At 73.0% G+C, this 23,681-nt stretch carries 22 protein-coding genes; 8 read left to right on the top strand and 14 right to left on the bottom strand.

The features are described 5' to 3' along the window. Positions 1–31: 31 nt before the first annotated feature. From JE024_RS13545 to JE024_RS13560, 4 genes are all read left to right on the top strand, one after another. Positions 32–1,621, top strand: a complete 1,590-nt coding sequence (locus tag JE024_RS13545; RefSeq protein ID WP_205373840.1) for an ATP-binding protein — start codon at positions 32–34, stop codon at positions 1,619–1,621. Continuing rightward, positions 1,618–2,235, top strand: coding sequence for a hypothetical protein (locus JE024_RS13550; protein ID WP_205373841.1), 618 nt, complete (start codon positions 1,618–1,620; stop codon positions 2,233–2,235). Before JE024_RS13545 ends, JE024_RS13550 begins: the two co-directional genes overlap by 4 nt. A gap of 73 nt (positions 2,236–2,308) precedes the next feature. After that, positions 2,309–2,896, top strand: coding sequence for a VanZ family protein (locus tag JE024_RS13555; protein WP_205373842.1), 588 nt, complete (start codon positions 2,309–2,311; stop codon positions 2,894–2,896). 91 nt (positions 2,897–2,987) lie between these two features. After that, complete coding sequence (locus JE024_RS13560) at positions 2,988–3,188, top strand: PspC domain-containing protein (protein ID WP_205373843.1); 201 nt, start codon at positions 2,988–2,990, stop codon at positions 3,186–3,188. An 18-nt stretch (positions 3,189–3,206) separates the two neighbouring features. Here JE024_RS13560 and JE024_RS13565 read toward each other — a convergent pair whose 3' ends face one another. The 3 genes from JE024_RS13565 to JE024_RS13575 all read right to left on the bottom strand — a co-directional run bounded on the left by JE024_RS13565 (position 3,207) and on the right by JE024_RS13575 (position 5,637). Beyond that, entirely contained in the window at positions 3,207–3,947 is a 741-nt protein-coding gene (locus JE024_RS13565; protein ID WP_205373844.1) for a hypothetical protein, read from the bottom strand. A 76-nt stretch (positions 3,948–4,023) separates the two neighbouring features. Further along, positions 4,024–4,356 carry an ATP-binding protein gene (locus JE024_RS13570; protein WP_205373845.1) on the bottom strand — a complete coding sequence of 111 codons (333 nt, stop codon included), beginning with the start codon at positions 4,354–4,356 and terminating at the stop codon, positions 4,024–4,026. A gap of 144 nt (positions 4,357–4,500) precedes the next feature. Further along, on the bottom strand, positions 4,501–5,637 hold the full coding sequence (locus tag JE024_RS13575; protein WP_205373846.1) for an adenosine deaminase: 1,137 nt from the start codon (positions 5,635–5,637) through the stop codon (positions 4,501–4,503). 343 nt (positions 5,638–5,980) lie between these two features. Here JE024_RS13575 and JE024_RS13580 point away from each other — a divergent pair, with 343 nt between their 5' ends. Beyond that, on the top strand, positions 5,981–6,652 hold the full coding sequence (locus JE024_RS13580; protein ID WP_205376532.1) for an alpha/beta hydrolase: 672 nt from the start codon (positions 5,981–5,983) through the stop codon (positions 6,650–6,652). A 984-nt stretch (positions 6,653–7,636) separates the two neighbouring features. Here the strand turns inward: JE024_RS13580 and JE024_RS13585 are convergent. Next, the gene (locus tag JE024_RS13585) at positions 7,637–8,602 is read right to left on the bottom strand and encodes a LysR family transcriptional regulator (protein WP_205373847.1); all 966 of its coding nucleotides are present in this window, start codon (positions 8,600–8,602) and stop codon (positions 7,637–7,639) included. Positions 8,603–8,664: 62 nt separating this feature from the next. Here JE024_RS13585 and JE024_RS13590 point away from each other — a divergent pair, with 62 nt between their 5' ends. The 3 genes from JE024_RS13590 to JE024_RS13600 all read left to right on the top strand — a co-directional run bounded on the left by JE024_RS13590 (position 8,665) and on the right by JE024_RS13600 (position 11,888). Continuing rightward, on the top strand, positions 8,665–9,984 hold the full coding sequence (locus JE024_RS13590) for an MFS transporter (protein WP_205373848.1): 1,320 nt from the start codon (positions 8,665–8,667) through the stop codon (positions 9,982–9,984). Between the two features lie 100 nt (positions 9,985–10,084). Next, positions 10,085–10,780 (top strand): L,D-transpeptidase family protein, encoded by a 696-nt coding sequence (locus tag JE024_RS13595; protein WP_205373849.1) that lies wholly within the window; start codon positions 10,085–10,087, stop codon positions 10,778–10,780. 112 nt (positions 10,781–10,892) lie between these two features. Continuing rightward, positions 10,893–11,888 carry a sigma-70 family RNA polymerase sigma factor gene (locus JE024_RS13600; protein WP_205373850.1) on the top strand — a complete coding sequence of 332 codons (996 nt, stop codon included), beginning with the start codon at positions 10,893–10,895 and terminating at the stop codon, positions 11,886–11,888. 51 nt (positions 11,889–11,939) lie between these two features. Here the strand turns inward: JE024_RS13600 and JE024_RS13605 are convergent, their stop codons facing one another. From JE024_RS13605 to JE024_RS13650, 10 genes are all read right to left on the bottom strand, one after another. Beyond that, positions 11,940–12,338, bottom strand: a complete 399-nt coding sequence (locus tag JE024_RS13605) for an STAS domain-containing protein (RefSeq protein WP_205373851.1) — start codon at positions 12,336–12,338, stop codon at positions 11,940–11,942. 28 nt (positions 12,339–12,366) lie between these two features. After that, positions 12,367–13,644 carry a thymidine phosphorylase gene (locus JE024_RS13610; protein ID WP_205373852.1) on the bottom strand — a complete coding sequence of 426 codons (1,278 nt, stop codon included), beginning with the start codon at positions 13,642–13,644 and terminating at the stop codon, positions 12,367–12,369. A gap of 113 nt (positions 13,645–13,757) precedes the next feature. After that, positions 13,758–14,153: a cytidine deaminase gene (locus JE024_RS13615; RefSeq protein WP_205373853.1), complete on the bottom strand. Its 396-nt coding sequence runs from the start codon at positions 14,151–14,153 to the stop codon at positions 13,758–13,760. Then, positions 14,150–15,421: an ABC transporter permease gene (locus JE024_RS13620; protein WP_205373854.1), complete on the bottom strand. Its 1,272-nt coding sequence runs from the start codon at positions 15,419–15,421 to the stop codon at positions 14,150–14,152. Before JE024_RS13620 ends, JE024_RS13615 begins: the two co-directional genes overlap by 4 nt. Beyond that, on the bottom strand, positions 15,418–16,530 hold the full coding sequence (locus JE024_RS13625) for an ABC transporter permease (protein WP_187742016.1): 1,113 nt from the start codon (positions 16,528–16,530) through the stop codon (positions 15,418–15,420). The genes JE024_RS13620 and JE024_RS13625 overlap by 4 nt, the downstream gene beginning before the upstream one ends. Beyond that, positions 16,527–18,110 (bottom strand): ABC transporter ATP-binding protein, encoded by a 1,584-nt coding sequence (locus tag JE024_RS13630; RefSeq protein ID WP_205376533.1) that lies wholly within the window; start codon positions 18,108–18,110, stop codon positions 16,527–16,529. Before JE024_RS13630 ends, JE024_RS13625 begins: the two co-directional genes overlap by 4 nt. 275 nt (positions 18,111–18,385) lie before the next feature. Continuing rightward, positions 18,386–19,438, bottom strand: coding sequence for a BMP family lipoprotein (locus JE024_RS13635; RefSeq protein ID WP_205373855.1), 1,053 nt, complete (start codon positions 19,436–19,438; stop codon positions 18,386–18,388). A 238-nt stretch (positions 19,439–19,676) separates the two neighbouring features. Continuing rightward, entirely contained in the window at positions 19,677–20,954 is a 1,278-nt protein-coding gene (locus JE024_RS13640; protein WP_205376534.1) for an amidohydrolase, read from the bottom strand. A 179-nt stretch (positions 20,955–21,133) separates the two neighbouring features. After that, positions 21,134–22,162, bottom strand: a complete 1,029-nt coding sequence (locus JE024_RS13645; protein ID WP_205373856.1) for a hypothetical protein — start codon at positions 22,160–22,162, stop codon at positions 21,134–21,136. Between the two features lie 590 nt (positions 22,163–22,752). Next, positions 22,753–23,676, bottom strand: a complete 924-nt coding sequence (locus tag JE024_RS13650) for an N-acetylneuraminate synthase family protein (RefSeq protein WP_205373857.1) — start codon at positions 23,674–23,676, stop codon at positions 22,753–22,755. Between the last annotated feature and the right edge of the window lie 5 nt (positions 23,677–23,681).

The following is a 23,681-nucleotide window of genomic DNA, read 5'->3' on the forward strand; positions in this document are numbered from 1 at the left end:
TCGTCTGCCGTCCGGCGCGCGGGACCGCCGGGTGAGCGGTGCCCCGGGGCGCGGCATACTCGCCGGCCTCCGTCTGACCAGCCTCCGGCTGCGCCTCGTCGTCGTCTTCGCCCTGGTGGCGCTGACGGCCGCGGTCTCCGCGTCCGGCATCGCCTACTGGCTCAACCGCGAGGCGGTGCTCACCCGCACCCAGGACGCGGCGCTGGACGACTTCCGCCGGGAGATGCAGAACCGGGCCGCGGCGCTGCCGCTGCGCCCCACCCAGGCCGAACTCCAGAACGCCGCCGAGCAGATGGCCGACGGCGGCGACTACAGCGTGGTGCTGATCGGCGAGCGCGACGCGGGCAAGCCGATCACCGGTGTCTCCGACCGGGACGACTTCACCCTGGAGGACGTGCCCCAGTCGCTGCGGGACGCCGTCGACGACCGGCTGGACGTCGGCGCGGGCAACCCGGCCCCGTACCACCTGTACTGGCAGCGCATCGACCGCGGCGGCGCGCCCTATCTGGTCGGCGGCAGCCGGATCGTCGGCGGCGGGCCGACCGGCTACCTGCTGAAGTCGCTCGGCCAGGAACGCGAGGACCTCGCCTCGCTGGGCTGGTCGCTGGCGATCGCCACCCTGCTCGCGCTGATCGGCTCGGCGCTGCTCGCCCAGGCCGCGGCCACCACCGTGCTGAAGCCGGTGCACCGGCTCGGCGAGGCGGCGCGGCGGCTCGGCGAGGGCAAGCTCGACACCCGGCTCAGGGTGTCGGGCACGGACGAACTGGCCGAGCTGGCACGGACGTTCAACAAGACCGCCGAGTCGCTGGAGACCAAGGTCGCGGACATGAGCGCGCGGGAGGAGTCGAGCCGGCGTTTCGTCGCCGACATGTCCCACGAGCTGCGCACGCCGCTGACCGCGCTCACGGCGGTCACCGAGGTGCTGGAGGACGAGGCCGACTCCCTCGACCCGATGATCGCGCCCGCGGTGAACCTCGTCGTCAGCGAGACCCGCCGGCTGTACGACCTGGTGGAGAACCTGATGGAGGTCACCCGCTTCGACGCGGGCACGGCACGGCTCGTGCTGGACACCGTCGACGTGGCCGACCAGGTCACCGCCTGCATCGACGCCCGTGCCTGGCTGGACGCCGTCGAACTCGACGCCGAACGCGGCATCATGGCCCGTCTCGACCCGCGCCGGCTCGACGTGATACTCGCCAACCTCATCGGCAACGCCCTCAAGCACGGCGGCTCCCCCGTGCGGGTCTCGGTGCGGCCCGGGGACACCGAGCTGCTGATCGAGGTGCGCGACCACGGGCCGGGCATCCCCGAGGAGGTCCTGCCGCACGTCTTCGACCGCTTCTACAAGGCCAGCGCCTCCCGCCCGCGGTCCGAGGGCAGCGGTCTCGGACTGTCGATCGCCATGGAGAACGCCCACATCCACGGCGGCGACATCACCGCCGCCAACTCCCCGGACGGCGACGGCGCCGTCTTCGTCCTGCGCCTCCCCCACGACGGGGAGGCGGCCGCGGACTGCGAGGCCGCCGAATCGGGCGGCCCCGGCGACGGGGGGAACGGCACGGGCCGGGACACGGGGTCCCGGGGCCCGGACGCCGCGCACGGCGAGGAGGGGCCGCGATGACACGCCGCTCGAACCGGGGCGCCGTCCCCGCCGCTCTCGTCCTCGCGGGCCTCGCGCTGGCGGGCTGCGGGATCCGGCCCACCCAGATCCCGGTCGACGCCGGTCCCGCGCCCTCCCGGGTGCCGTGCGAGGTGTCGTCCGCCGACGTGGTGCCGCAGGCCGGGCGGACGGCGGTGCCCGTGCAGGTGTACCTGGTCTGCGCCTCGCAGCTCGTCGCCGTCGACCGCACGGTCGCCACCCCGGAGGACAAGGCGGCGAGCAGCCGGGTCGGCGAGGCCCAGGCGCTGGTGGACCAGCTCCAGCAGCAGCCGCCGCCCGCGGAGCACGAGGCGGGCTTCGTCACCTGGGTCCGCGGGCCGCTGGTGCTGGGCGACGCCCGGGACGACGACCCGGCGGGCACCCTGCGGCTCAACCGGCAGCCGGAGGACCTGCCGGCCGAGGCGCTGGCGCAGCTCGTGTGCACGCTGATGGAGAGCCGGGCGGCGACCGACGGCGCGGTGCTGCTGGGCGGCCCGGGCGACGGGGCGCCGCGCGCTTACACGTGTCCGGCCTCGGTGAAGGACCGACCCGAGTCGATGCAGCCCGCTCCCGCCCTGCCGTCGCCCACGTCCTGAGCACCGGCCGGCCCTCCGGGGCCGGCCGCCGGGCCCGGGAACCGTTCCGCGGGATGCGGGCGTCTTGGGGGTCGTGCAGCGTCAAGGCTCGGGCGGCAGTGCCGCCATCCACTTCCGCACGGCGGGGCTCGTCCTCCTCGTCGCCCACCTGCTGCTCGTCGCCTGGGTGACGCTCCGTCCACGCGACGTACTGTGGGTGACCGCGGCCAACCTGGAGCCGCTCGCGGGGATCCGCGCCTCCCTGGACGCCGGGCTCGTGGAGGGCCTGCGGCACATCGGGGAGGGACTGCTGCTGCTCGCGCCGCTCGGTGTGCTGCTGCCGATGGCCGGGGGACGGCTCGCCGTCTCCCCCTGGGCCTCGCTGACCCGGACCGTCGCGGCGGGGGCGCTGCTCTCGCTCGGCATCGAGCTGCTCCAGACGGCGGTGCCCGGCCAGGTCGTCGACGTCGACTCGCTGCTGCTGAACACCACCGGTGTGGCGCTCGCCCATCTCGCCGTGGTCCCCGCCTGCCGGGCCCGGCTGCGCCGCCGGCTGCTGCGGCCGAACGGCGCGCCCGGACGCCCCGGGGGCACCCTCGGGAAGGAGACCGGGGCCATGCTCGGGGACGAGGGCGTCAGGGGTGCGACCCCGACGATTCCCAGGGTCCCGATCGCCCCGTAGAGCGACGTTTTCGACCCATGTGCGGCGCGAGGATGGAGAGGTCGGGAGCACACCGAGAGGCTCCCGGAACCCACTCGTGAAGGAGCCCACCATGGCCGCGATCATCCGCCCCCGTGAAGGCCGCATGCTCGGCGGCGTGTGCGCCGCGCTGGCGCAGCGGTTCGGCACATCGGCCACGACGATGCGGATCGTCTTCCTCGCCTCGTGCCTGCTGCCCGGCCCGCAGTTCCTGCTCTACATCGCCCTGTGGTTCCTGCTGCCCTCCCAGAAGCAGGCCTCCCCCGCCTGGTGAGCCGGCGGGCTCCCGGCGTCAGCCGGCGAGCACCCGGGCGAGCTTGGCGAGCTGCTTGTCCGCGACCTCCTGCGGGACCCTGGCCGGTTCGGCGCCCGCGAGGTCGACGGCCATGAAGCGCAGCACGGCGGCGCCCTCGCGGACGACCACCAGATGCAGCGTCACGTCGTGGCCCCGGTCGGACGCGACGGCCGTCCAGCCGGTGACGGCGTCGGCGCCCGGGACGGCGAAGGGCGTCCGGCGCAGCGGGCCGTACGCGGCGACGCGGCCGTCGAGGGTGGCCCGGAAGCCGTCGCCGCAGACGGCGAGCGCCGCGTCCAGCCCCTTCATCAGGGCATCGGCATCGGCCGGCCGGTAGGAACCGAGCGTGGCCGAGACGGCGAGACCGAGGCGCTCCAGGGAGCCCAGGCCGGTGCCGACGGTGTGCAGGGCACGGGCCCCCGCCCCGTCGCCCATCGCCTCGGCGAGGGGCCGGCACTCCGCGCGGTCGGCCACGGGACGGCCCTCGGGCGCTATGCCGCCGCGGCCGGACAGGACCTGGAAGCCGGACAGGTCGCCGCCGGTGAGGGCGGCGCGCTCCAACTGCTCCCGCGTGGGCGGGAGCAGGGTGCCGCGCTCGGCGGCGTCGCCCGTGCGGACGGCCGCGGCGGGTCCGGAGGGCTTGGCGTCCGCGCCGCCGCTCCCGCCGGCGGTGCAGGCCGCCAGGGCCAGCAGTGCACCGGCCGCGAGCAGCTTCGTCGGGGCGGTCGGAAGGCGCATGGCGGCGATCCTGGCACAACGCCGGGGGGCGCACACCCGGTTCGGATGCACGCCCCCGTGCGGCACGGAGCCGGTGTCAGCCGCCGAGCGGCAGGCCGCCGCCCAGCTCGCCCGCGGGCAGGCCGCCGAGCAGGCCGGTGACCGGTGCGGCCGCGTTGTCGCTGGAGAGGGTGTCGCCGGTGGCCTCCTGGAGGGCGCCGGGCAGCGTGGACGCCGCACCGGTCAGCGCCTGCGGCGCTCCGGCCGGGAGCTTGCCGGCCACCTCCTGGACGGGCGCGACCTGGGAGACGGGACCGAGCAGGCCGGTCGCGTCGGGCAGCGCCGGCGCGGCCGACGCGGTGCCGGCGGCGGCAGCGGCGAACGCGGCACCGAGAGCGGCGGTACCGAGAGTCTTTGCGGACTGCTTCATCAGAGAAATTCCTCGGGGACGGAAATATGAGCGGCTCCGCAAGCTAGTCAGCTTCGCACAGGCCCCGCAAACACCGCGAAGCGGCCGGAGATTGACGTCTCCGGCCGCTTCGCGATAAAGGGCGGCCACGGGGCCGACGGGCGCTCAGTTCCCGGTCGTGGCGGTCTGCTTGAACAGCCAGGCCGACTTCAGTTCCGCGTATCCGGGCTTGATCACGTCGTTGATCATCGCCAGGCGTTCATCGAAAGGAATGAATGCGGACTTCATCGCATTGACGGTGAACCACTGCATGTCGTCGAGCGTGTATCCGAACGCCTCGGTCAGCAGCTCGAATTCACGGCTCATGCTGGTGCCGCTCATCAGACGGTTGTCCGTGTTGACCGTGGCGCGGAAGTGCAGCTTGCGCAGCAGGCCGATGGGGTGGTCCCGGTACGAGTCGGCCGCGCCCGTCTGGAGGTTGGACGTCGGGCACATCTCCAGCGGGATCCGCTTGTCGCGCACGTACGCGGCCAGCCGGCCGAGCTTCACGGAGCCGTCCTCGGCGATCGTGATGTCGTCGATGATCCGCACACCGTGGCCGAGGCGGTCCGCACCGCACCACTGGAGCGCCTGCCAGATCGACGGCAGGCCGAACGCCTCGCCGGCGTGGATGGTGAAGTGGTTGTTCTCGCGCTTGAGGTACTCGAACGCGTCCAGGTGCCGGGTGGGCGGGAAGCCGGCCTCGGCGCCCGCGATGTCGAAGCCGACGACGCCGGTGTCCCGGTAGCGGTTCGCCAGTTCGGCGATCTCCAGGGCCCGGGCGGCGTGGCGCATCGCGGTCAGCAGGGCGCCGACGCGGATGCGGTGGCCGCTCTCGCGGGCCCGCCGCTCGCCCTCGCGGAAGCCCTCGTTGACCGCCTCGACGACCTCCTCCAGGGTCAGCCCGCCCTCCAGGTGCTGCTCGGGGGCGTAGCGGACCTCGGCGTAGACGACGCCGTCCTCGGCGAGGTCCTCGGCGCACTCGGCGGCGACGCGGACCAGGGCCTCACGGGTCTGCATGACGGCGCAGGTGTGCGCGAACGTCTCCAGGTAGCGCTCCAGGGAGCCGGAGTCGGCCGCCTCGCGGAACCAGATGCCCAGCTTGTCGGGCTCGGTCTCGGGCAGGCCCGTGTAGCCGGTCTCCCGGGCGAGATCGATGATCGTGCCCGGGCGCAGACCGCCGTCGAGGTGGTCGTGGAGCAGCACCTTCGGGGCGCGGCGGATCTGGTCCCCGGTGGGTGAATCAAGGGTCTGGCTCGTCATCTGCGCACTCTAGCGCCTACGCGCGTAGATTGCCCACCGTCGATATGTAACAGTGACCGCGCGTACGGATGGAGTACACCTGGCCTTCTGAGAATGTTGGGCCATGGCACACCATGCGCTGCCCCGCTGGTGGGGGCGTCGGGCAGAGCCGGCGCACCCCCCTGACACGACGGTCGACCGCACGGCGCAGGGGAGCCGGGTACCCCGGCAGGCCCGGCTCGGCGGGCTCTCCGGGCGCCTCGGGCTGCCCGCCCTCCCCACCCTTCCCGTCCGCTCCCCCGCCGGACCGCCGGGCGCCCCCGACGGGGCCGGCGCGGACCCGGCCGATCCCGCCGTGACGGGCGTGGTCCTGCTGCTCCCCGACGGCGAGGCCGAGTCCGACCGCAGGGCCTCCGCCCTCTCCTACGCCGCGGTGCTCCCCCTCGGCCGCGCGCTCGCCCGGGCCGGGCGAGCCGAGGGCCTGCTCGTCCACCGCGTCCGCTACCGCACCCGCGGCTGGAACGGGGCGGACGCGCATCTCGCGGCGGACGCGACCTGGGCGGCCGAGGAGGTCGTACGCCGCCACGGCGACGTCCCCGTCTGCCTCGCCGGCCACGGCATGGGCGGCCGCGCCGCCCTGCGCGCCGCGGGCCACCCGGCGGTCAACTCCGTGCTGGCGCTGGCCCCCTGGCTCCCCGAGGACGACGTGGCCGCCGCGCCGGAGCCGGTCGCCCAGCTCAACGGACGCCGCGTGCTGATCGTGCACGGCACGAACGACCGGGCCACGGACCCGGAGCTGTCCTACCGGCTCGCGCAGCGCGCGAAGAAGTCCAACCGGGACACGTGCCGCTTCGAGGTCCACACGGACGGGCACGCCCTGCGCCAGTACCAGGACGAAGTCCTGGCCCTGGCCGCCGACTTCGTCCTCGGCTCCCTCTACGCCCGCCACTACGCCCGCCCGGTCGCCGACGCCCTGGCGGCCCCACCGCCCCTGGGGTTGCGCATGCCCCTGGCGGCGGGGTTCGGGGGGCGGTGACTGTCGGGGGCTCCTGGTTTCGGGGGCCTCCTGGTTTCGGGGGTCTCCTGGTTTCGGGGGCGTTCGGGCTGGGGTTGCCGGCCCCGTGCGGGCCGGGCTGATGGGGCTGGGGTCGCCCGCCGCGTGCGGGCCGGTGGGCGCGCAGCCCCGCTGCGCGCGGGGTGCCCTGGTGCCGGGCGGGCTGTTCCGGCCTGCGGGCCGGTGGTCGTGTCGCACCCACGCTGCGCGCGGGTGTCCTCAAGCGCCGGACGGGCTGGGGTTGCCCGAGCACGGTCCGGTTCGTGCGGGTGCCGTTGGGGCGCTGCGGGGGTGGGTGCGGGCGAGGCTCGCCCGGGGTTGGCCCGTCCCTAGCTCGACGACCGTTTTATCGCCCTCACCCACCCCCTCCGCGCCCCCGCCCACAGGAACCGACCCGTCCGTCGTGGCGGAGGGGGTACTTCAGCCCGCCCGACGCTTGACCCCACCGCGCGCAGCACGGTGCCACAACCCACGAACCGGCCCCGCCCGGGCACCCTCAGCCCGTCCGGCGCTTGAGGACACCGCGCGCAGCACGGTGCCACCACCCACGAACCGGCCCCGCCCAGGCACTCTCAGCCCGTCCGGCGATTGAGGACACCGTGCGCAGCGCGGTGCTGCGACCACCGGCCCGCAGGCGGGTCGATCCCCCACCAAGGACGGACCGGTCCGCAGGGCTCGGGGACGGGGCGCGCAGGGGGCGTGGGCGGGCGATAAAACGGTCGTCGAGCTAGGGCAACGCAGGATAGGGCGAGCCTCGCCCGCACACGCCCCCGGAGCGCCCCGGGACCCCCACCCCACGAACCGGCCCCAGACCGGGCAACCCCAGCCCGTCCGGCGCTTGAGGACACCCGCGCGCAGCGGGGGTGCGCCACGACCACCGGCCGGCACAGGGCCGGAACAGCCCGCCCGGCACCAGCGCACCCCAGCCCGACGCCCCCGAAAACGCACCCCGCACGGGCACCCCGCTCACGGCAGCAGCGACCCCCTGCGCGACAGCAGGAACCGCTTGAAGGCCGCCACCGGTGGCGTGTCCGGGTGGCCGTCGAGCCAGGCGAGGCCGATCTCGCGGGCGGCCCTCGGCGCGGTCACCGTCAGTTCGACGACGCCCGGGCGGGCCACCGCCGGCGGTGGCAGCAGGGCGACGCCGAGCCCGGCGGCGACGAGGCCGCGCAGGGTCTCCGCCTCCTCGCCCTCGAAGGCGACCCGGGGGGTGAACCCCGCCTGGGCGCACAGGTCGTCGGTGATGCGGCGCAGGCCGTACCCCGGTTCGAGGGTGACGAAGGTTTCCTCGGCGGCCTCGGCGAGGCGGACGCGCTTGCGGGAGGCGAGGCGGTGGTCGTCGGGGACGACCAGCCGCAGCCGCTGCTCGTCGAGGCGGCGCGCGACGAGGTCGGGGGCGTCGGGCACGGGCGAGGTGAGGCAGAGGTCGAGCTCGCCCGCGCGGAGGCGTTCGATCATCGCCTCGCCGTAGTTCTGGACGAGGGTGAAGCGCACCCGCGGATGGTCCGCGCGGAAGGCGCGGATCAGCGACGGGACGGTCTCGGACCCCATGGTGTGGAGGAAGCCGAAGGCGACCCGCCCCGCGCCGGGGTCCGCGTCCGCGCGGACCGAGTCCGCGGCGCGCTCGACCTCGGCGAGGGCGCGTTCGACGGAGGCGAGGAAGGTGCGGCCGGCGGGGGTGAGGGAGACCGTGCGGCCGCGCCGGGCGAAGAGGGCGACCCCGAGGTCGTCCTCCAGGCGGACGATCGCGCGGGAGAGGGTCGACTGGGGCACGCCCATCTCCTGTGCGGCGCGCGTCACATGCTCGTGGCGGGCGACGCCGGCGAAGTACGCGAGCCTCGGCGCGAGACGGAGGACGGTGTCGTCGTGCGCTTCGTGTTCTACGTAACTACTGCGTGACAGCCGATCCCCTGAGCTGTGTTCATGCACCATGGGAACGATTATGGCCATTCCATGCATTGGACGCATGAAAAGCGGGGGCATACGTTCGAGGCATGCCTTCCGCCAGTACCAAGGCGCCCACCACCCTGGGCGCCGCCTCGCCGTTCCCGTCCGCCGAGACGCGGACCATCCCGTCCGCCGAGACGCGGACCACCCCCTCCACGGACACCCGGATCGCCCCCGGCGCCCCCGGCTACCGCCGGATGAGCTTCGCGCTCTTCGCCGCCGGTATGGCGACCTTCGCCCTCCTCTACTCCACGCAGGCGCTGCTGCCCGCCGTGTCCGCCGGTTTCGGTGTGAGCGCGGGGGCCGCGAGCTGGACGGTGTCGGCGGCGACCGGCGCGCTGGCGCTGTGCGTGCTGCCGATGAGCGCGGTCTCCGAGCGGTACGGGCGGACCACCGTGATGCGGGTGTCGCTGGCGGTGGCGGTCGTGGTCGGGCTGCTGGTGCCGCTGGCGCCGAACCTGGAGTCGCTGGTCGCGCTGCGCGCCGTGCAGGGCGCGGCGCTGGCGGGGCTGCCCGCGTCGGCGATGGCGTACCTGGCCGAGGAGGTCCGGCCGAAGGCGCTGGTCGCGGCGATCGGCCTGTTCGTGGCCGGCAACAGCATCGGCGGCATGAGCGGACGGATCCTGACGGGCTGGGTCGCGCAGTTCGGCGGCTGGCGGGTGGCGCTCGCGGCGGTCGGCGTGCTGGCGCTGGTGTGCGCGCTGGTGTTCCGGGCCATGCTGCCGGCGGCCCGGCACTTCACGCCGGGGACGCTGAACCCGCGCTCGCTGGCGCGGACGGTCCGCGGACACCTCGCCGATCCGCTGCTGATGCGGCTGTACGCGATCGGCGCGCTGTTCATGACGGTGTTCGGCGCGGTGTACACGGTGATCGGCTACCGGCTGGTGGAGGAGCCGTTCAGCCTGCCGCAGGGTGTGATCGGCTCGATCTTCCTGGTGTACCTGGTGGGCACCCTCTCGTCGGCGGCGGCCGGCCGGCTGGTGGCGCGGCTGGGGCGGCGCGGGGCGCTGTACCTGGCGGTGACGACCACGGCGGCGGGCCTGCTGCTGTCGCTGGCCGGTTCGCTGGTGCCGGTGCTGCTGGGCCTGGTGCTGATCACCGCGGGGTTCTTCGCGGGGCACGCCGTGGCCTCGTCGTCGGTGAGCCGCACCGCGACGACGGGCCGGGCGCAGGCTTCGGCGCTCTACCAGTCGGCGTACTACCTGGGCAGCAGCGCGGGCGGCACGCTGGGCGCGGTGGCGTTCCACGCGGGCGGCTGGGCGGCCACGGTGGGTCTCGGGCTGCTGGCCGTGGCGGGGGTCGTGGGCCTCACCCTGTACGGCACGTACGCGGCGCGGGTCCGGGAACGCGGCCTCGCGACGGCGTAGCCGGAATACGTCCGCTGTCCCTGCAACTGTGACTCCCCTTAGTGTGTCTCACCCGGCAGAACGTCCCAACCGGAAAGCATGCAAAGGGGAGTTGGGGGCAATGAGGGGCAGAACAGGACGAATAGGAATCGTGCTGGGTCTCACCGGCCTGCTGGTGCCGCTGACCGCGGTACTGGGCGGCGGGACCGCGCAGGCGGCGTCGTGCAGCACGTCGACGGGGCCGCACCAGAAGCAGGTGGAGAAGTTCCTGGGGCGCACGGCGGACGGCCGGCAGTCGGCCGCCGACTGCAAGGCGATCCGGGCGTTCCAGTCGCAGCACGGGATCACGCCGACGATCGGCTACGCGGGCCCGATCACCTGGCGCACGATGAACACGATGCTCCAGCAGCGCGCGGCGGGGAAGAACCCGAACAAGGCGGGCAAGTGCCCGACGAACAAGGGCCGCATCGCGTGTGTGGACCTGACGCGCCAGCTGTCGTGGATCCAGGACGGCAAGAAGCTGGTCTACGGCCCGGTGCCGGTGCGCACCGGCAAGAACGGCACCGAGACCCGCACCGGGCTGAAGAAGATCTACTGGCGGAACATCAACCACTGGTCGACCATCTACAAGGTCCGGATGCCGCATTCGCAGTTCTTCGACGGCGGCCAGGCCTTCCACTCGGTGACCAAGTCGATGTACAACCCGCCGGGGTCCGGGGGTTGCGTCAATATGCGGCCCGCCGACGCGAAGGCATACTGGAACAAGCTGCGGAACGGCGACGACGTGTACGTGTACGGGCGCAAGCCCGGCACCTGATGCCCGCACGCGCGCACCCGACGGCGGGCGTGAACCCGCGACCCGGCCCCGTTGTCGGTGCTCTCCGGTAGGTTCCGGAGGGCCGGAACAAACGGGTGACAGGGGTGGACCGATGAGTGACCTCGCGACGCAGGATCTCGATTCCAGACTGGAGCAGCACCGCCGGGAGCTGACCGGCTACTGCTACCGGATGCTGGGGTCGTCCTTCGAGGCCGAGGACGCGGTCCAGGACACGATGGTGCGCGCGTGGCGGAGCATCGAGAAGTTCGAGGGGCGTTCGTCGCTGCGGTCGTGGCTGTACCGCATCGCGACGAACGTCTGCCTGGACATGCTGAACGCGGGCAACCGCCGTGCGCGTCCGATGGACCTGACGGCCGCCACCCCGGTCGCCCAGGCCCAGCTCAACGCCCGTCCCGAGGTCACCTGGCTGGAGCCGGTGCCCGACGGGCGGGTGCTGCCGTCGGTGGCCGACCCGGCGGAGACGGCCGTGGAGCGGGAGACGATCCGGCTGGCGTTCGTCGCCGCGCTCCAGCATCTGCCGCCCAAGCAGCGGGTGGTGCTGATCCTGCGCGAGGTGCTGGCCTGGAAGGCGAGCGAGGTCGCGGAGCTGCTCGGCACCTCGGTCGCCTCCGTCAACAGCGCGCTCCAGCGGGCGCGGGCGACGCTGGCGGAGCAGCAGCCCGGCAGCTCGGACGCGGCCGACCCGCTCGACGAGGAGCAGCAGGCGCTGCTGGACCGCTATGTGGCGGCCTTCGAGGGGTACGACATGAAGGCGCTGACGGCGCTCCTCCACGAGGACGCGACGATGTCCATGCCGCCGTACGACCTGTGGCTGCGCGGTCACGACGACATCGTGGGCTGGATGCTGGGCGTCGGCGAGGTCTGCCGGGGCTCGCGGCTGGTGCCGACGGTGGCCAACGGCGTCCCGGCCTTCGCGCACTACCACCCGAGCCAGGAGGGCGACGGCTACGAGCCGTGGGCCCTGATCGTGCTGGAGCTGCGGGACGGCAAGGTGGGCGGGATGGACTTCTTCCTCGACACCAAGCGCTGGTTCCCGCTCTTCGACCTGCCGGACCGGCTGGACAAGGACGGCGCGCCCGTCGTCTGAGGCGCGGACACCCGCGGGCGGGCGCCGTCGGGCGCCCGCGCGCGGCGGCGGTCACTCCCCCGGTCCGGCGCGGGCCGCCTCGCCGATGCCCGCGGGGCCGGAGAGGCCCACCAGGGCGAGCAGGAGCATCAGCTCGGGCCCGGCGCCCGAGAGCTCGATCCGGGTGCCCTGACGGCGGGCGGTGAGCTGGAGCCGGGCGAGGGTGTCGACGACGGCGAGGTCGATCCGGGTCAGTCCGGCGACGTCGACCGTCACCGGCGGGCGCCCGGGCTCGCCCCGGGCGAGCGGCGCTCCCGGGGGGCCGTCGCCTCGGAGCCGGTCCCGCAGCTTCTGGCGCAGTTCCTCGGACAGGCGTGGCGCGTCCTCCGGGGAGAGTCCCCCGGCGATGCGCAGGGTGATCGTCTGTTCGGCTTCCACATGGGGATGACCGGCCGCCGCCCGAGAAGTCATCGGCGGCCGGTCCTGCGGGCTGCCCCGGTCAGGCGATGCGGTCCAGCACGATCGGGTTCGGCGTGAAGTCCGTGCCCGCGGCGGCGATGTCGTACGCGGAGGTCAGGGACTTCAGCGCGTAGTCGAACTTGTCGGGCGTGTCCGTGTGCAGGGTCAGCAGCGGCTGGCCGGCCGTGACGGTGTCGCCGGGCTTGGCGTGGAGCTCGACGCCCGCGCCGGCCTGCACCGGGTCCTCCTTGCGGGCGCGGCCCGCGCCGAGGCGCCAGGCGGCGATGCCGACGTCGTAGGCGTCGAGGCGGGTCAGCACGCCCGAGGAGGGGGCGGTGACGACGTGCTGCTCACGGGCGACGGGCAGGGCCGCGTCCGGGTCGCCGCCCTGGGCCGCGATCATCCGGCGCCAGACGTCCATGGCGGAGCCGTCGGCGAGCGCCCTGGCCGGGTCGGCGTCCTTCAGGCCGGCCGCGTCGAGCATCTCGCGGGCCAGCGCGAGGGTCAGCTCGACGACGTCGGCGGGGCCGCCGCCGGCGAGGACCTCGACGGACTCGCGGACCTCCAGCGCGTTGCCCGCGGTGAGGCCGAGCGGCGTGGACATGTCGGTGAGCAGGGCGACGGTGCGCACGCCGCTGTCGGTGCCGAGGCCGACCATGGTGGCGGCGAGCTCGCGGGCGTCCTCGATGTTCTTCATGAAGGCCCCGGTGCCGCACTTGACGTCGAGGACGAGCGAGCCGGTGCCCTCGGCGATCTTCTTGGACATGATCGAGGAGGCGATCAGCGGGATGGCCTCGACGGTGCCCGTGACGTCGCGGAGCGCGTAGAGCTTCTTGTCGGCGGGGGCGAGTCCGTCGCCCGCGGCGCAGATGACGGCGCCCGTGGTGTCGAGGACGTGCAGCATCTCCTCGTTGGAGAGCAGCGCGCGCCAGCCGGGGATGGACTCCAGCTTGTCGAGGGTGCCGCCGGTGTGGCCGAGGCCGCGGCCGGAGAGCTGGGGCACGGCCGCGCCGCAGGCGGCGACGAGGGGCGCCAGCGGGAGGGTGATCTTGTCGCCGACGCCGCCGGTGGAGTGCTTGTCGGCGGTGGGCCGGGCGAGCGAGGAGAAGTCCATGCGCTCGCCGGAGGCGATCATCGCGGCGGTCCAGCGGGCGATCTCGCGGCGGTTCATGCCGTTGAGCAGGATGGCCATCGCCAGGGCGGACATCTGCTCGTCGGCGACCGCACCGCGGGTGTAGGCGTCGATGACCCAGTCGATCTGCTCGTCGCTCAGTTCGCCCCGGTCGCGCTTGGTGCGGATGACGGAGATGACGTCCATGGCATGTCCTCCAGATGGTGGTTCCGTGCGCAGAGGGAGGCTCTACGCGCATAGAGCAAGGGTATGGGAGCGGCCCTTCCACCGGAGCGGAAGGGCCGCGGGAGTCGCTCGGTTCAGCGCAGATGGCCGGGGCCGAACGCCTGCGGGAGCATCGCGTCGAGCGTCAGCACGCCCTCCGGGGTGTCCAGCAGCAGGTCCGGTCCGCCGAACTCGTAGAGGAGCTGGCGGCAGCGCCCGCAGGGCACCAGCGGCCGGCCCCGGCCGTCCACGCAGGAGAAGTGCGTGAGCCGCCCGCCGCCGGTGGCCTGCAACTGGGACACCAGACCGCACTCCGCGCACAGCCCGAGGCCGTAACTGGCGTTCTCGACGTTGCAGCCGGAGACGGTCCGCCCGTCGTCGACTTGCGCCGCGGCCCCGACCGGGAAGCCCGAGTACGGCGCGTACGCGTGCGACATGGCCTCGCGCGCCCGCTCCCGCAGGGCCTCCCAGCCGCCGGCCGGCGCCGTCATTTGCCCTGGCCTCTGCGGTAGGGCAGACCGTCGGCCTTCGGCATCCGCAATCGCTGCGCGGACAGCGCGAGGACCAGCAGGGTGGTGACGTACGGGGCGGCGTCCACGAACTGGCTGGGCAGCGTGTCGGTCAGCGCGTACCAGGCGTACAGGCCGGCGGCCACCGCCAGGCAGATCGCGCCCTGCCAGTGCTTCTTCTTGTAGAGCTGCCAGGCGAAGGCCAGCACCAGCAGGATCGCCAGCAGGAGCAGCATCGCGTGGACGTTCTCCGCGCCGCCGCGCAGCTTGAGGCTGTCGGTGAAGCCGAACAGGCCCGCGCCGAGCGCCAGTCCGCCGGGCATCCAGTTGCCGAAGATCATGGCGGCGAGACCGATGTAGCCGCGGCCGCCGGTCTGGCCCTCCTGGTAGATGCCGGTGGAGACGATGGCGAGGAAGGCGCCGCCGAGGCCGGCGAGGCCGCCGGAGACGATCACGGCGATGTACTTGTACTTGTAGACGTTGACGCCCAGCGACTCGGCGGCGACGGGGTTCTCGCCGCAGGAGCGCAGCCGCAGGCCGAAGCCGGTGCGCCACAGCACCCACCAGGTGCCGGGGACGAGCAGCAGGGCGACGACGGTGAGCAGCGACAGGTTGGTGACGAGCCCGCCCAGCACGCCGGCGACGTCGGAGACGAAGAACCAGTGCTTGGCCTGGAGGTCGGACAGCCAGTCCGAGAGGCCGGGGATCGTGATGTCGGTGATCTGGTCGATGCGCGGGGACTGCTTCGACGAGCCGCCCTCGGCCTCGGCGAACGTGAAGTTCGACAGGTAGCGGGTGAAGCCGGTCGCGAGGATGGTGATGGCGACACCGGAGACGATGTGGTTCACGTTGAACGTCACCGTCATGATCGCGTGCAGCAGGCCGCCGAGCGCGCCGCCCAGGATGCCGACGAGGACACCCGTCCAGGGGCCCGCCTGGTAGCCGGCCCAGGCGCCGAACCAGGTGCCGAGGATCATCATGCCCTCGAGACCGATGTTGACCACGCCCGCGCGCTCGGCCCAGAGGCCGCCGAGGCCCGCGAGGCCGATGGGCACCGCGAGCTGGAGCGCTCCGGAGACCTGGCCGGTCGAGGTGAGGTCGTTCGCCCCGCTGATCACGCGGACCAGGGAGAACAGCAGCAGTCCTCCGGCCACGATCAGCAGGATGACGGGCAGGGACAGCTTGCGGCGGCCGCCGCCCTTCTTCGGCGCGGTGCTCGCCATCGAGACCGTGCTCGTGGACTCGCTCATGCCGTCCTCGCCTCTTCCTTGTTCTTCCGGGCCTGGGCGGCCAGTTCCTCGCCGACCTTCTGCTGCTGGCGGCGCAGGCCGTACTGGCGGACCAGCTCGTAGGAGACGACCACCGAGATCACGATCAGGCCCTGCATGATCAGGGCGATCTCCTTCGGGTAGCCGGCGATGCCGATGCCCTCGGCGGTCTTGTCGAGGAAGGCGATCAGCAGGGCCGCGAAGAAGATGCCGACGGGGCTGTTGCGGCCGAGCAGCGCGATGGTGATGCCGGTGAAGCCGACGCCCGTCGGGAAGCTCAGGCTGTAGGTGTGGGTGCTGCCCAGCAGCAGCGGCAGGCCGGCGAGGCCCGCGACGGCGCCGGAGATCAGCATGGCCGTCAGCACCATCTTCTTGGCGTCGACGCCGCTGGCCTGGGCGGCCGACTGGCTGGCGCCGCTGGCGCGCAGGTCGAAGCCGAACCGGGTGCGGTTGAGGACGAACCAGTAGACGACGCCCATCGCGAAGGCGACGAAGGTGAAGCCGTAGATGGTGCTGCCGTCGAAGTCGACGCCGGGGAACCAGCCGGACTCGGGGATCTCGCCGGTGGTGAACTCGTTGGAGCCCTTGACCTGCTCGCCGAGGTTGGCGGGCAGGATCATCCAGGCGATCAGGCTGGTGGCGATCGCGTTCAGCATGATCGTGGAGACGACCTCGCTGACGCCGCGGGTGGTCTTCAGGACACCGGCGATGCCCGCCCACAGCGCGCCGACGCCCATGGCGACGAGCACGATCAGCAGGATGTGCAGCGGACCGGGCAGCTCCACCGAGGCGCCGACGACGGCGGCCAGCATGACCGCGAGGCGGTACTGCCCGTCGACGCCGATGTTGAACAGGTTCATCCGGAAGCCGATGGCCACGGCGAGAGCGGCGAGGTAGTACGTGCCGGTCTGGTTCAGGACGAGCACCTGGACGTCGGTGAACTCGATCTGCTCGACCATCAGCGTGTACGGCTCGAACGGGTCGAGGTCCGAGAGGACCAGCACCACGGTGGTGAGCAGGAAGGCCACGGCCAGCGCGAGCACCGGGCCGGCGATGCCCAGCAGCAGCCGGTCCTTGTCGAACTTCTTCATCGGCCCTCACCGTTCTCAGGCGTCTCGGAGGCTTCGAGGTGTCCGCTGGCGGCGCCCGTCATGGCCGTGCCCAGTTCCTCGGGGGTGATCGTGGCGGGGTCGGCGTCGGCGACCAGGCGGCCCCGGTACATCACCCGCAGGGTGTCGGATAGGCCGATCAGCTCGTCCAGGTCGGCGGAGATCAGCAGCACGGCCAGGCCGTCGCGGCGGGCTTCGCGGATCTGGTCCCAGATCTGGGCCTGCGCGCCGACGTCGACGCCGCGGGTCGGGTGGGCGGCGATCAGCAGCTTGGGCGCGTGGCTCATCTCGCGGCCGACGATCAGCTTCTGCTGGTTGCCGCCGGAGAGGGAGGCCGCGGTGACCTCGATGCCGGGGGTGCGCACGTCGTACTCGCGCACGATCCGCTCGGTGTCCTTGCGGGCGGCCTTGAGGTCGAGCAGGCCCCGCTTGCTGTTGGGCGCCTCGGTGACATGGCCGAGGATGCGGTTCTCCCACAGCGAGGACTCCAGCAGGAGACCGTGCCGGTGGCGGTCCTCGGGGATGTAGCCGATGCCGCTCTCGCGCCGCTTGCGGGTGGGCGCGTGCGAGATGTCGGCGCCGTCGAGGCTGATGACGCCGCCGTCGGGGTCGCGCAGGCCGATCAGCGATTCGATGAGCTCGGTCTGGCCGTTGCCCTCGACGCCGGCGATGCCCATGACCTCGCCCTTGTGGATGGTGAAGCCGATGCCGTCGAGGACCTCGCGGACGATGCCGTCCGGGTCGGTCTCGGTGAGCCGCAGCGCGTCGACCTTCAGCATCGGGACGTCCGTGACCGTCGACTCGCGGGTCTCCGGGGAGGGGAGCTCGCTGCCGACCATCAGCTCGGCGAGCTGCTTGGTCGTGGTCGACTTCGGGTCGGCCGTGCCGACGGTGGTGCCGCGGCGGATGACGGTGATCTCGTCCGCGACGGAGAGCACCTCGCCCAGCTTGTGCGAGATGAAGATGACCGTCAGGCCCTCCGCCTTGAGCTCGCGCAGGTTGGCGAAGAGCGCGTCGACCTCCTGCGGCACGAGCACGGCGGTCGGCTCGTCGAGGATCAGCGTGCGGGCGCCGCGGTAGAGGACCTTGAGGATCTCCACGCGCTGCCGGTCGGCGACGCCGAGCTGCTCGACGACCGCGTCGGGGCGGACGTTGAGGCCGTACGCCTCGGAGATCTCCTGGATCTTCCTGCGGGCGGCCGCACCGATGCCGTGGAGCTTCTCGGCCCCGAGGACGACGTTCTCCAGCACGGTGAGGTAGTCGGCCAGCATGAAGTGCTGGTGGACCATGCCGATGCCGCGGGCGATGGCGTCGCCGGGGCTGGAGAAGCTGACCTGCTCGCCGTCGACGGTGATGGTGCCCTCGTCCGGCTTCTGCATGCCGTAGAGGATCTTCATCAGGGTCGACTTCCCGGCACCGTTCTCACCGACGAGGGCGTGCACGGTGCCCCGGCGGATGGTGATGTCGATGTCGTGGTTGGCGATGACGCCGGGGAAGCGCTTGGTGATGCCGCGCAGTTCTACGGCAGCAGCCGGCGGCGTTGACGGACTGGACGCGTTGATGACGCACTCTCCTTGGCGGGAAACGGAGCCGGGAGGGCAGGGCGGGGACCTGTCGGCGGGCAGGAGGGCAGGGTGGCTCGGCGGGCAGGGGGGCGGGGCGAAGTTATCGCGCCGAAGAGGTGTCTACGCGCGTAGCAATGCCGAATCACAGAAACCGGTGGCCAGAACTTCGGTCCGGGCCCGGTGGGCGGCGTTTGTCCGCCGCCCACCGGGCCCGGTTTCCGTACGGCCTCCGGATGACGCTGGGCGCTCCGGGGAGTCCGGTGCGACCTGCCTTACGGGGCGGTCTTGACCTGGATCGTGCCGGCGATGATGTCGGCCTTGGCCTTGTCCACCGCGGTGATGACGTCGGTCATCGAGGTGAACGCCGGGTTCGACTTCGCCAGGGCGACGCCGTCGTCCTCGAGGCCGTAGCGGATCTCGCCCTGCTGCGGCTTGCCGTCCTGGACGGACTTGATCAGGTTGAAGACGGCGCCGGAGACGTTCTTCGTGACCGAGGTCAGGATCCGCTCCTTGTAGGCGGCCAGACCCTTCTGGTTGTACTGGTCCGAGTCGACGCCGATGGCCCACTTGCCCGCCTTGGCGGTGGCCTCGATGGCGCCCGCACCGGCGAGACCGGCGGCGGCGTAGATCACGTCGGCGCCCGCGTCGAGCTGGCCCTGCGCGGCGGCCTTGCCGAGGTCCGGCTTCGAGAAGCCACCGAAGTCCGGCGGCTGCGTCAGGTACTGGACCTTGACGTTGACGTTCTTGTTGGTGTCCTTGACGCCCTGGACGAAGCCCGCCTCGAACTTCTTGATCAGCGGGGTCTCGACACCGCCGATGAAGCCGACCGTGTTGGACTTGGTCACCTTGGCGGCGGCGACGCCGGCCAGGTAGGAGCCCTGCTCCTCGTTGAACACCAGGTTGGCGATGTTCGGTCCGGTCTTCGACGTGTCGTCGACGATGCCGAAGGTGGTGTCCTTGAACTTCGGGGCGACCTCGGCGACGGCCGGCGCGTAGGCGAAGCCGACGCCGATCACCGGGTTGTTGTCGGCACGGGCGAGCGAGGTGAGGCGCTGGACCTTGTCCGGGTCGCCCTCGCCCTCGCTGGGCTCCGCCTCGGTGCCCTTGACGTCGAGTTCCTTCTCGGCCTTGACCAGACCGGCGTAGGCGGCGTCGTTGAACGACTGGTCGCCGCGGCCACCGATGTCATAGGCGATGGCGGCCTTGCCGCCGTTGTCGTCCGAGCTCGAAGAGCCGGACGACGAGTCGCTGCCACACGCGGTGACAGACAGTGCGAGAGCCGCGGACGCGATGCCCGCGGTGGCGATCCTGGTGATCCGGCGCACTGGGAGGCTCCTTAAAACCTGACCGAAAGCGCCACTTCCGGCGCTGGGTTCGCGGCGATCGTAACGCGCGTAGATGTCAGTTAAAGACCCGTTCATCAGTCGTTATCGGATCGTCGCGAACAAGCCACCCACCTTGCACGGCGTGCCACGCGCGGTCACCTCTCCGCCGTGGCCCGGCGTGTCGCGCGCGTCGCGGCGGCGTACGCCGTGGCGGGTCGCGGCGGAGAGGGTGTGCTCCTTACGGGCGGTAGCGCCTGCGGCCGTCGATCAGCGCGGCGGCGGTGAACAGTTCCACGCCCGCGGTGATCGCCTCCTCGTCGACGTCGAAGTCGCCGCGGTGCAGGTCGCGGGTCCTGGTGTCGCCCGGGGGGCGCACGCCGAGACGGGCCATCGCGCCCGGGACGTGCTCCAGGTACCAGGAGAAGTCCTCGCCGCCGAGGCTCTGTTCGGTGTCCTCGATCGCATACGGTCCGCGCCGGGCCGCGTGCGCGTCGCGCAGCAGCTCGGTGACGCCCGGGTCGTTGACGACCGGGGGGACGCCGCGGACGTAGTCGATCTGGGACTTGGCCCGGTGCAGCGTGGCGATCTCGTCGATCGCGGCGTGCACCAGGTCGGGCGCCTCGCGCCAGGCCTCCAGGTCGAGGCAGCGCACGGTTCCGGACAGTTCGGCGTGCTGGGGGATGACGTTCGGCGCGTGGCCGGACTCGATGCGGCCCCAGGTGACGGAGAGACCCGAGCGGGCGTCGACCCGCCGCGCGAGCAGCGCGGGGACGTCGGTGGCGACCCGGGCGGCGGCGGTGACCATGTCCGTCGTCAGATGCGGACGCGCGGTGTGGCCGCCGGGGCCGTCGAGGGTGACCTCCAGGCGGTCGCAGGCGGAGGTGATCGGGCCCGCGCGCAGCCCGATGCGGCCGGCGTCGACCTTGGGGTCGCAGTGCACGGCGACGATCATGCCGACGCCGTCGAGCACGCCGTCCAGGATGCCGTCGGCGGCGCCGCCGGGCAGGACCTCCTCGGCGGGCTGGAAGATCAGCCGCACCGGCTGCGTCAGCAGGCCCCGGCGGTCCAGGTCGGCCAGCAGGATGCCGGCGCCGAGCGCCGCGGTGGTGTGCACGTCGTGCCCGCAGGCGTGCGCCCGGTCCGGGACGGTGGACCGGTAGGAGACGGTCTTGGTGTCCGGGATGGGCAGGGCGTCGATGTCGGCGCGGATCGCGAACAGCGGGCGGCCCTGGGCCTCGGGGGAAGAGGTGCCGATGTCGCAGACGAGTCCGGTGCCCATGGCGAGTACGCGCGGCCGCAGACCGGCGGCCTCCAGGCGCGCCTTGATGGCGGCCGTCGTGCGGAACTCCTGGTTGCCGAGCTCGGGGTGCATGTGGAGGTCGCGCCGGAAGGCGATCAGCTCCGAACGCAGCGGCTCGGTCAGTCTGCCGGGCACGGCCTCGTCGCCCGGCACGTCGCCCGTGCCGGGCAGCTCGTCTGCGCCGGGTCGTTCGGCTTCTTCGGACTCGCGGGACATCAACTGGTTCACCCAGTGAAGGTTATGCCCCCGAGCGGGTCGGCTGTCGTCCGATCAACAAAAGATCAGCCTCATAGGCGAAGAAAGCCCTCGGTGAGGGGCATGGGTGCGGGGGGCGGTGGGTAAACTCACTCCCTTTGTCCGGGACCGGGGTGGGCGGCCGGTGCCGTGCCGTCCCTTCAAGCGGGCGCCGCCAGCCGGTGCACCCCGCGGGCCGTGCCGGTGACCACGGCCAGGAAGCCCCCGGCCCGCGGTGACGCGGTCTCCCGCAGCCATTCCGGCGCGATGTCGCACACCGCGACCTTGATCCCGGTGCCGGCGAGCGCGAGCGGCAGGGTGTGGACGACCGTCGACGGGAAGCTGAGCACGGACTCGCCTATCGGGCCCCGGCGGGCGATCAGCTCCAGCGGCAGATCCGGCCGGACGATCTCCAGACCGGTCACGGAGGCGAGCCGGTGCAGCTTGTCCGGGCTCTCCCTGCGGTGCGCGAAGTAGCGGGTGGCCCCGTGGGCGCGGGCGAGCCCCTCGACGGCGTCCAGGTACTGCTCCGCGCCGACGACGCCCGTCTCCACGAGCGAGGTGCCGACCATGTCGGCGCCCCGGGTCAGCAGCGGCGGGCCGAACCGGGCGCGGGTCCAGGCGTAGTCGTTGGCGGTCACCTCGACGCCGGGCGGCGGCTCGACCGGCATCGAGGTGAAGACCTCGACGGGGCGGCCGGGCGCCGGGGTCAGGCGCTTGCGGGCGGCGAACGTGACGGGCGCGAGCACCAGCTCACGCGGCCCGCGCCGGCCGCCGCGCCGGTGCCAGCGCACGAGCTGCTCGCCGCGCGCGATCTGGGCGACGAACTCCATGGTGGCGGTGCCGTCGTCCACGACGGTGAGGGCCCGGCCGCCGACGAGGGTCAACAGGAGCTGGACGTAGCGGGAGAAGGGGTCGCCTATGACGATCCGCTCGGCCGTGCGCAGCATCGGCCCGAGCTCCCGGACCGTCCGCACCGGCGCACCGGCCCCGCCGCGCGCCTCCTGCCAGCGGACGCGGAACCCCTCGTCACGCGCCAGCTCCGCCATCCGCCGGAGCTGCCCGCGCGACATGGGGTCGGTCGGCGACAGCACGACCACGGTGAGCGAGTCCGCCGGGGTCCCCTCGGCGTAGGCCCACTCCAGGGTGTTCAGAAGCTGGACCGGGCTCTCGACGAAGGCGAGATTCACTGCGATTCACCTCGTGATTCCTGCGCGGGGGGCGCCCTGACGGGCGCGCGGGGTGGGGGTGCGCCCCGGGGGGGCGCGGGTACGGGGGTCGGGCTGCGCCCTGGGGGCGCGGGTTCGGTGCCGCCCGGCGGTAGCCGGGCTGCACCTGGCGGTGCGGGTGCGCCCCAACGGGCGCGGATACTGCGCCCCGGAGGGCGCGGCTTCGGTGCCACCCGGCAGGGCCGGGGTGCACCTGGCGGTGCGGTGCACCCCGATGGGGCGCGGGTTCCGTACCACCCGGCGGGTGCTGCGCCCCGGAGGGCGCGGGCTTCGTGCACCCGGCGGAGCCGGGGTGCGCCTCGCGGCGCGGGTTCCCTGCGGGTGCGGGTGCACCCCAGGGGGCGCGGGCTTGGTGCACCCGGCGGAGCCGGGGTGCCGCCCCGGGGGCGCGGCTTCGGTGCCACCCGGCAGGGCCGGGCTGCACCTGGCGGTGCGGGTGCGCCCCGGGCGGGGCCTCGGGCACCCGGCGGGGCCGGGGTGCGCACGAGGTGTCGGTCGCGCGCCCTGCGAGCGCCCCCCGCGCCCGGGGGCGCAGGGGGGACGGGGTGGGGTCAGACCGTGGCCGGTTCGCGGTCGCCGGCCTCGGCGACGACGCCCGGGACGCGGCGGAGCTTCTTCATCGGGCCCAGTTCGCTCTCGTAGACCTTCTTCACACCGTCGCCGAGGGACTCCTCGACGACGCGGATGTCGCGGACCAGGCGGGCCAGGCCCTGGGGCTCGACGGAGGCGGCCTGGTCGGAGCCCCACATGGCGCGGTCGAGGGTGATGTGGCGCTCGACGAAGGTGGCGCCGAGGGCGACGGCGGCGAGGGTGGTCTGGAGGCCGGTCTCGTGGCCGGAGTAGCCGATCGGGACGTTGGGGTACTCGGCCTGGAGGGTGTTGATGACCCGCAGGTTGAGCTCCTCGGCCTTCGCCGGGTACGTCGAGGTGGCGTGGCAGAGCAGGATGTTCTCGCTGCCGAGGACCTCGACGGCGTGGCGGATCTGCTTCGGCGTCGACATGCCGGTGGAGAGGATGACGGTGCGCCCGGTGGCGCGCAGGGCGCGGAGCAGCTCGTCGTCGGTGAGGGACGCGGAGGCGACCTTGTGGGCGGGGACGTCGAACTTCTCCAGGAAGGCGACGGCCTCGGTGTCCCACGGGGAGGCGAACCAGTCGATGCCGCGGCGGCGGCAGTACTCGTCGATGGCGCGGTACTCGTCCTCGCCGAACTCGACCCGGTGGCGGTAGTCGATGTACGTCATCCGGCCCCACGGCGTGTCGCGCTCGATGTCCCACTGGTCGCGCGGGGTGCAGATCTCCGGGGTGCGCTTCTGGAACTTGACCGCGTCGCAGCCGGCGTCCGCGGCGGCGTCGATCAGCTTGAACGCGTTGTCCAGGTCACCGTTGTGGTTGATGCCGATCTCGCCGGTGATGTAGACGGGGCGGCCGGGGCCCGCGGTCTTGGTGCCGAAGGTGCGCAGACGGGTGGTGCTCATGGGGG

The organism is Streptomyces zhihengii (genome assembly GCF_016919245.1).
Lineage (GTDB): Bacteria > Actinomycetota > Actinomycetes > Streptomycetales > Streptomycetaceae > Streptomyces > Streptomyces zhihengii.

What these genes read in the sequence shown, in the direction of transcription:
- JE024_RS13550 (WP_205373841.1), top strand. Translation starts at nt 1,618, where the DNA reads ATGACACGCCGCTCGAACCGGGGCGCCGTCCCCGCCGCTCTCGTCCTC.
- JE024_RS13560 (WP_205373843.1), top strand. Translation starts at nt 2,988, where the DNA reads ATGGCCGCGATCATCCGCCCCCGTGAAGGCCGCATGCTCGGCGGCGTG.
- JE024_RS13565 (WP_205373844.1), bottom strand. Translation starts at nt 3,947, where the DNA reads ATGCGCCTTCCGACCGCCCCGACGAAGCTGCTCGCGGCCGGTGCACTG.
- JE024_RS13570 (WP_205373845.1), bottom strand. Translation starts at nt 4,356, where the DNA reads ATGAAGCAGTCCGCAAAGACTCTCGGTACCGCCGCTCTCGGTGCCGCG.
- JE024_RS13575 (WP_205373846.1), bottom strand. Translation starts at nt 5,637, where the DNA reads ATGACGAGCCAGACCCTTGATTCACCCACCGGGGACCAGATCCGCCGC.
- JE024_RS13585 (WP_205373847.1), bottom strand. Translation starts at nt 8,602, where the DNA reads ATGGTGCATGAACACAGCTCAGGGGATCGGCTGTCACGCAGTAGTTAC.
- JE024_RS13590 (WP_205373848.1), top strand. Translation starts at nt 8,665, where the DNA reads ATGCCTTCCGCCAGTACCAAGGCGCCCACCACCCTGGGCGCCGCCTCG.
- JE024_RS13595 (WP_205373849.1), top strand. Translation starts at nt 10,085, where the DNA reads ATGAGGGGCAGAACAGGACGAATAGGAATCGTGCTGGGTCTCACCGGC.
- JE024_RS13600 (WP_205373850.1), top strand. Translation starts at nt 10,893, where the DNA reads ATGAGTGACCTCGCGACGCAGGATCTCGATTCCAGACTGGAGCAGCAC.
- JE024_RS13605 (WP_205373851.1), bottom strand. Translation starts at nt 12,338, where the DNA reads ATGACTTCTCGGGCGGCGGCCGGTCATCCCCATGTGGAAGCCGAACAG.
- JE024_RS13610 (WP_205373852.1), bottom strand. Translation starts at nt 13,644, where the DNA reads ATGGACGTCATCTCCGTCATCCGCACCAAGCGCGACCGGGGCGAACTG.
- JE024_RS13615 (WP_205373853.1), bottom strand. Translation starts at nt 14,153, where the DNA reads ATGACGGCGCCGGCCGGCGGCTGGGAGGCCCTGCGGGAGCGGGCGCGC.
- JE024_RS13620 (WP_205373854.1), bottom strand. Translation starts at nt 15,421, where the DNA reads ATGAGCGAGTCCACGAGCACGGTCTCGATGGCGAGCACCGCGCCGAAG.
- JE024_RS13625 (WP_187742016.1), bottom strand. Translation starts at nt 16,530, where the DNA reads ATGAAGAAGTTCGACAAGGACCGGCTGCTGCTGGGCATCGCCGGCCCG.
- JE024_RS13640 (WP_205376534.1), bottom strand. Translation starts at nt 20,954, where the DNA reads ATGTCCCGCGAGTCCGAAGAAGCCGAACGACCCGGCGCAGACGAGCTG.
- JE024_RS13650 (WP_205373857.1), bottom strand. Translation starts at nt 23,676, where the DNA reads ATGAGCACCACCCGTCTGCGCACCTTCGGCACCAAGACCGCGGGCCCC.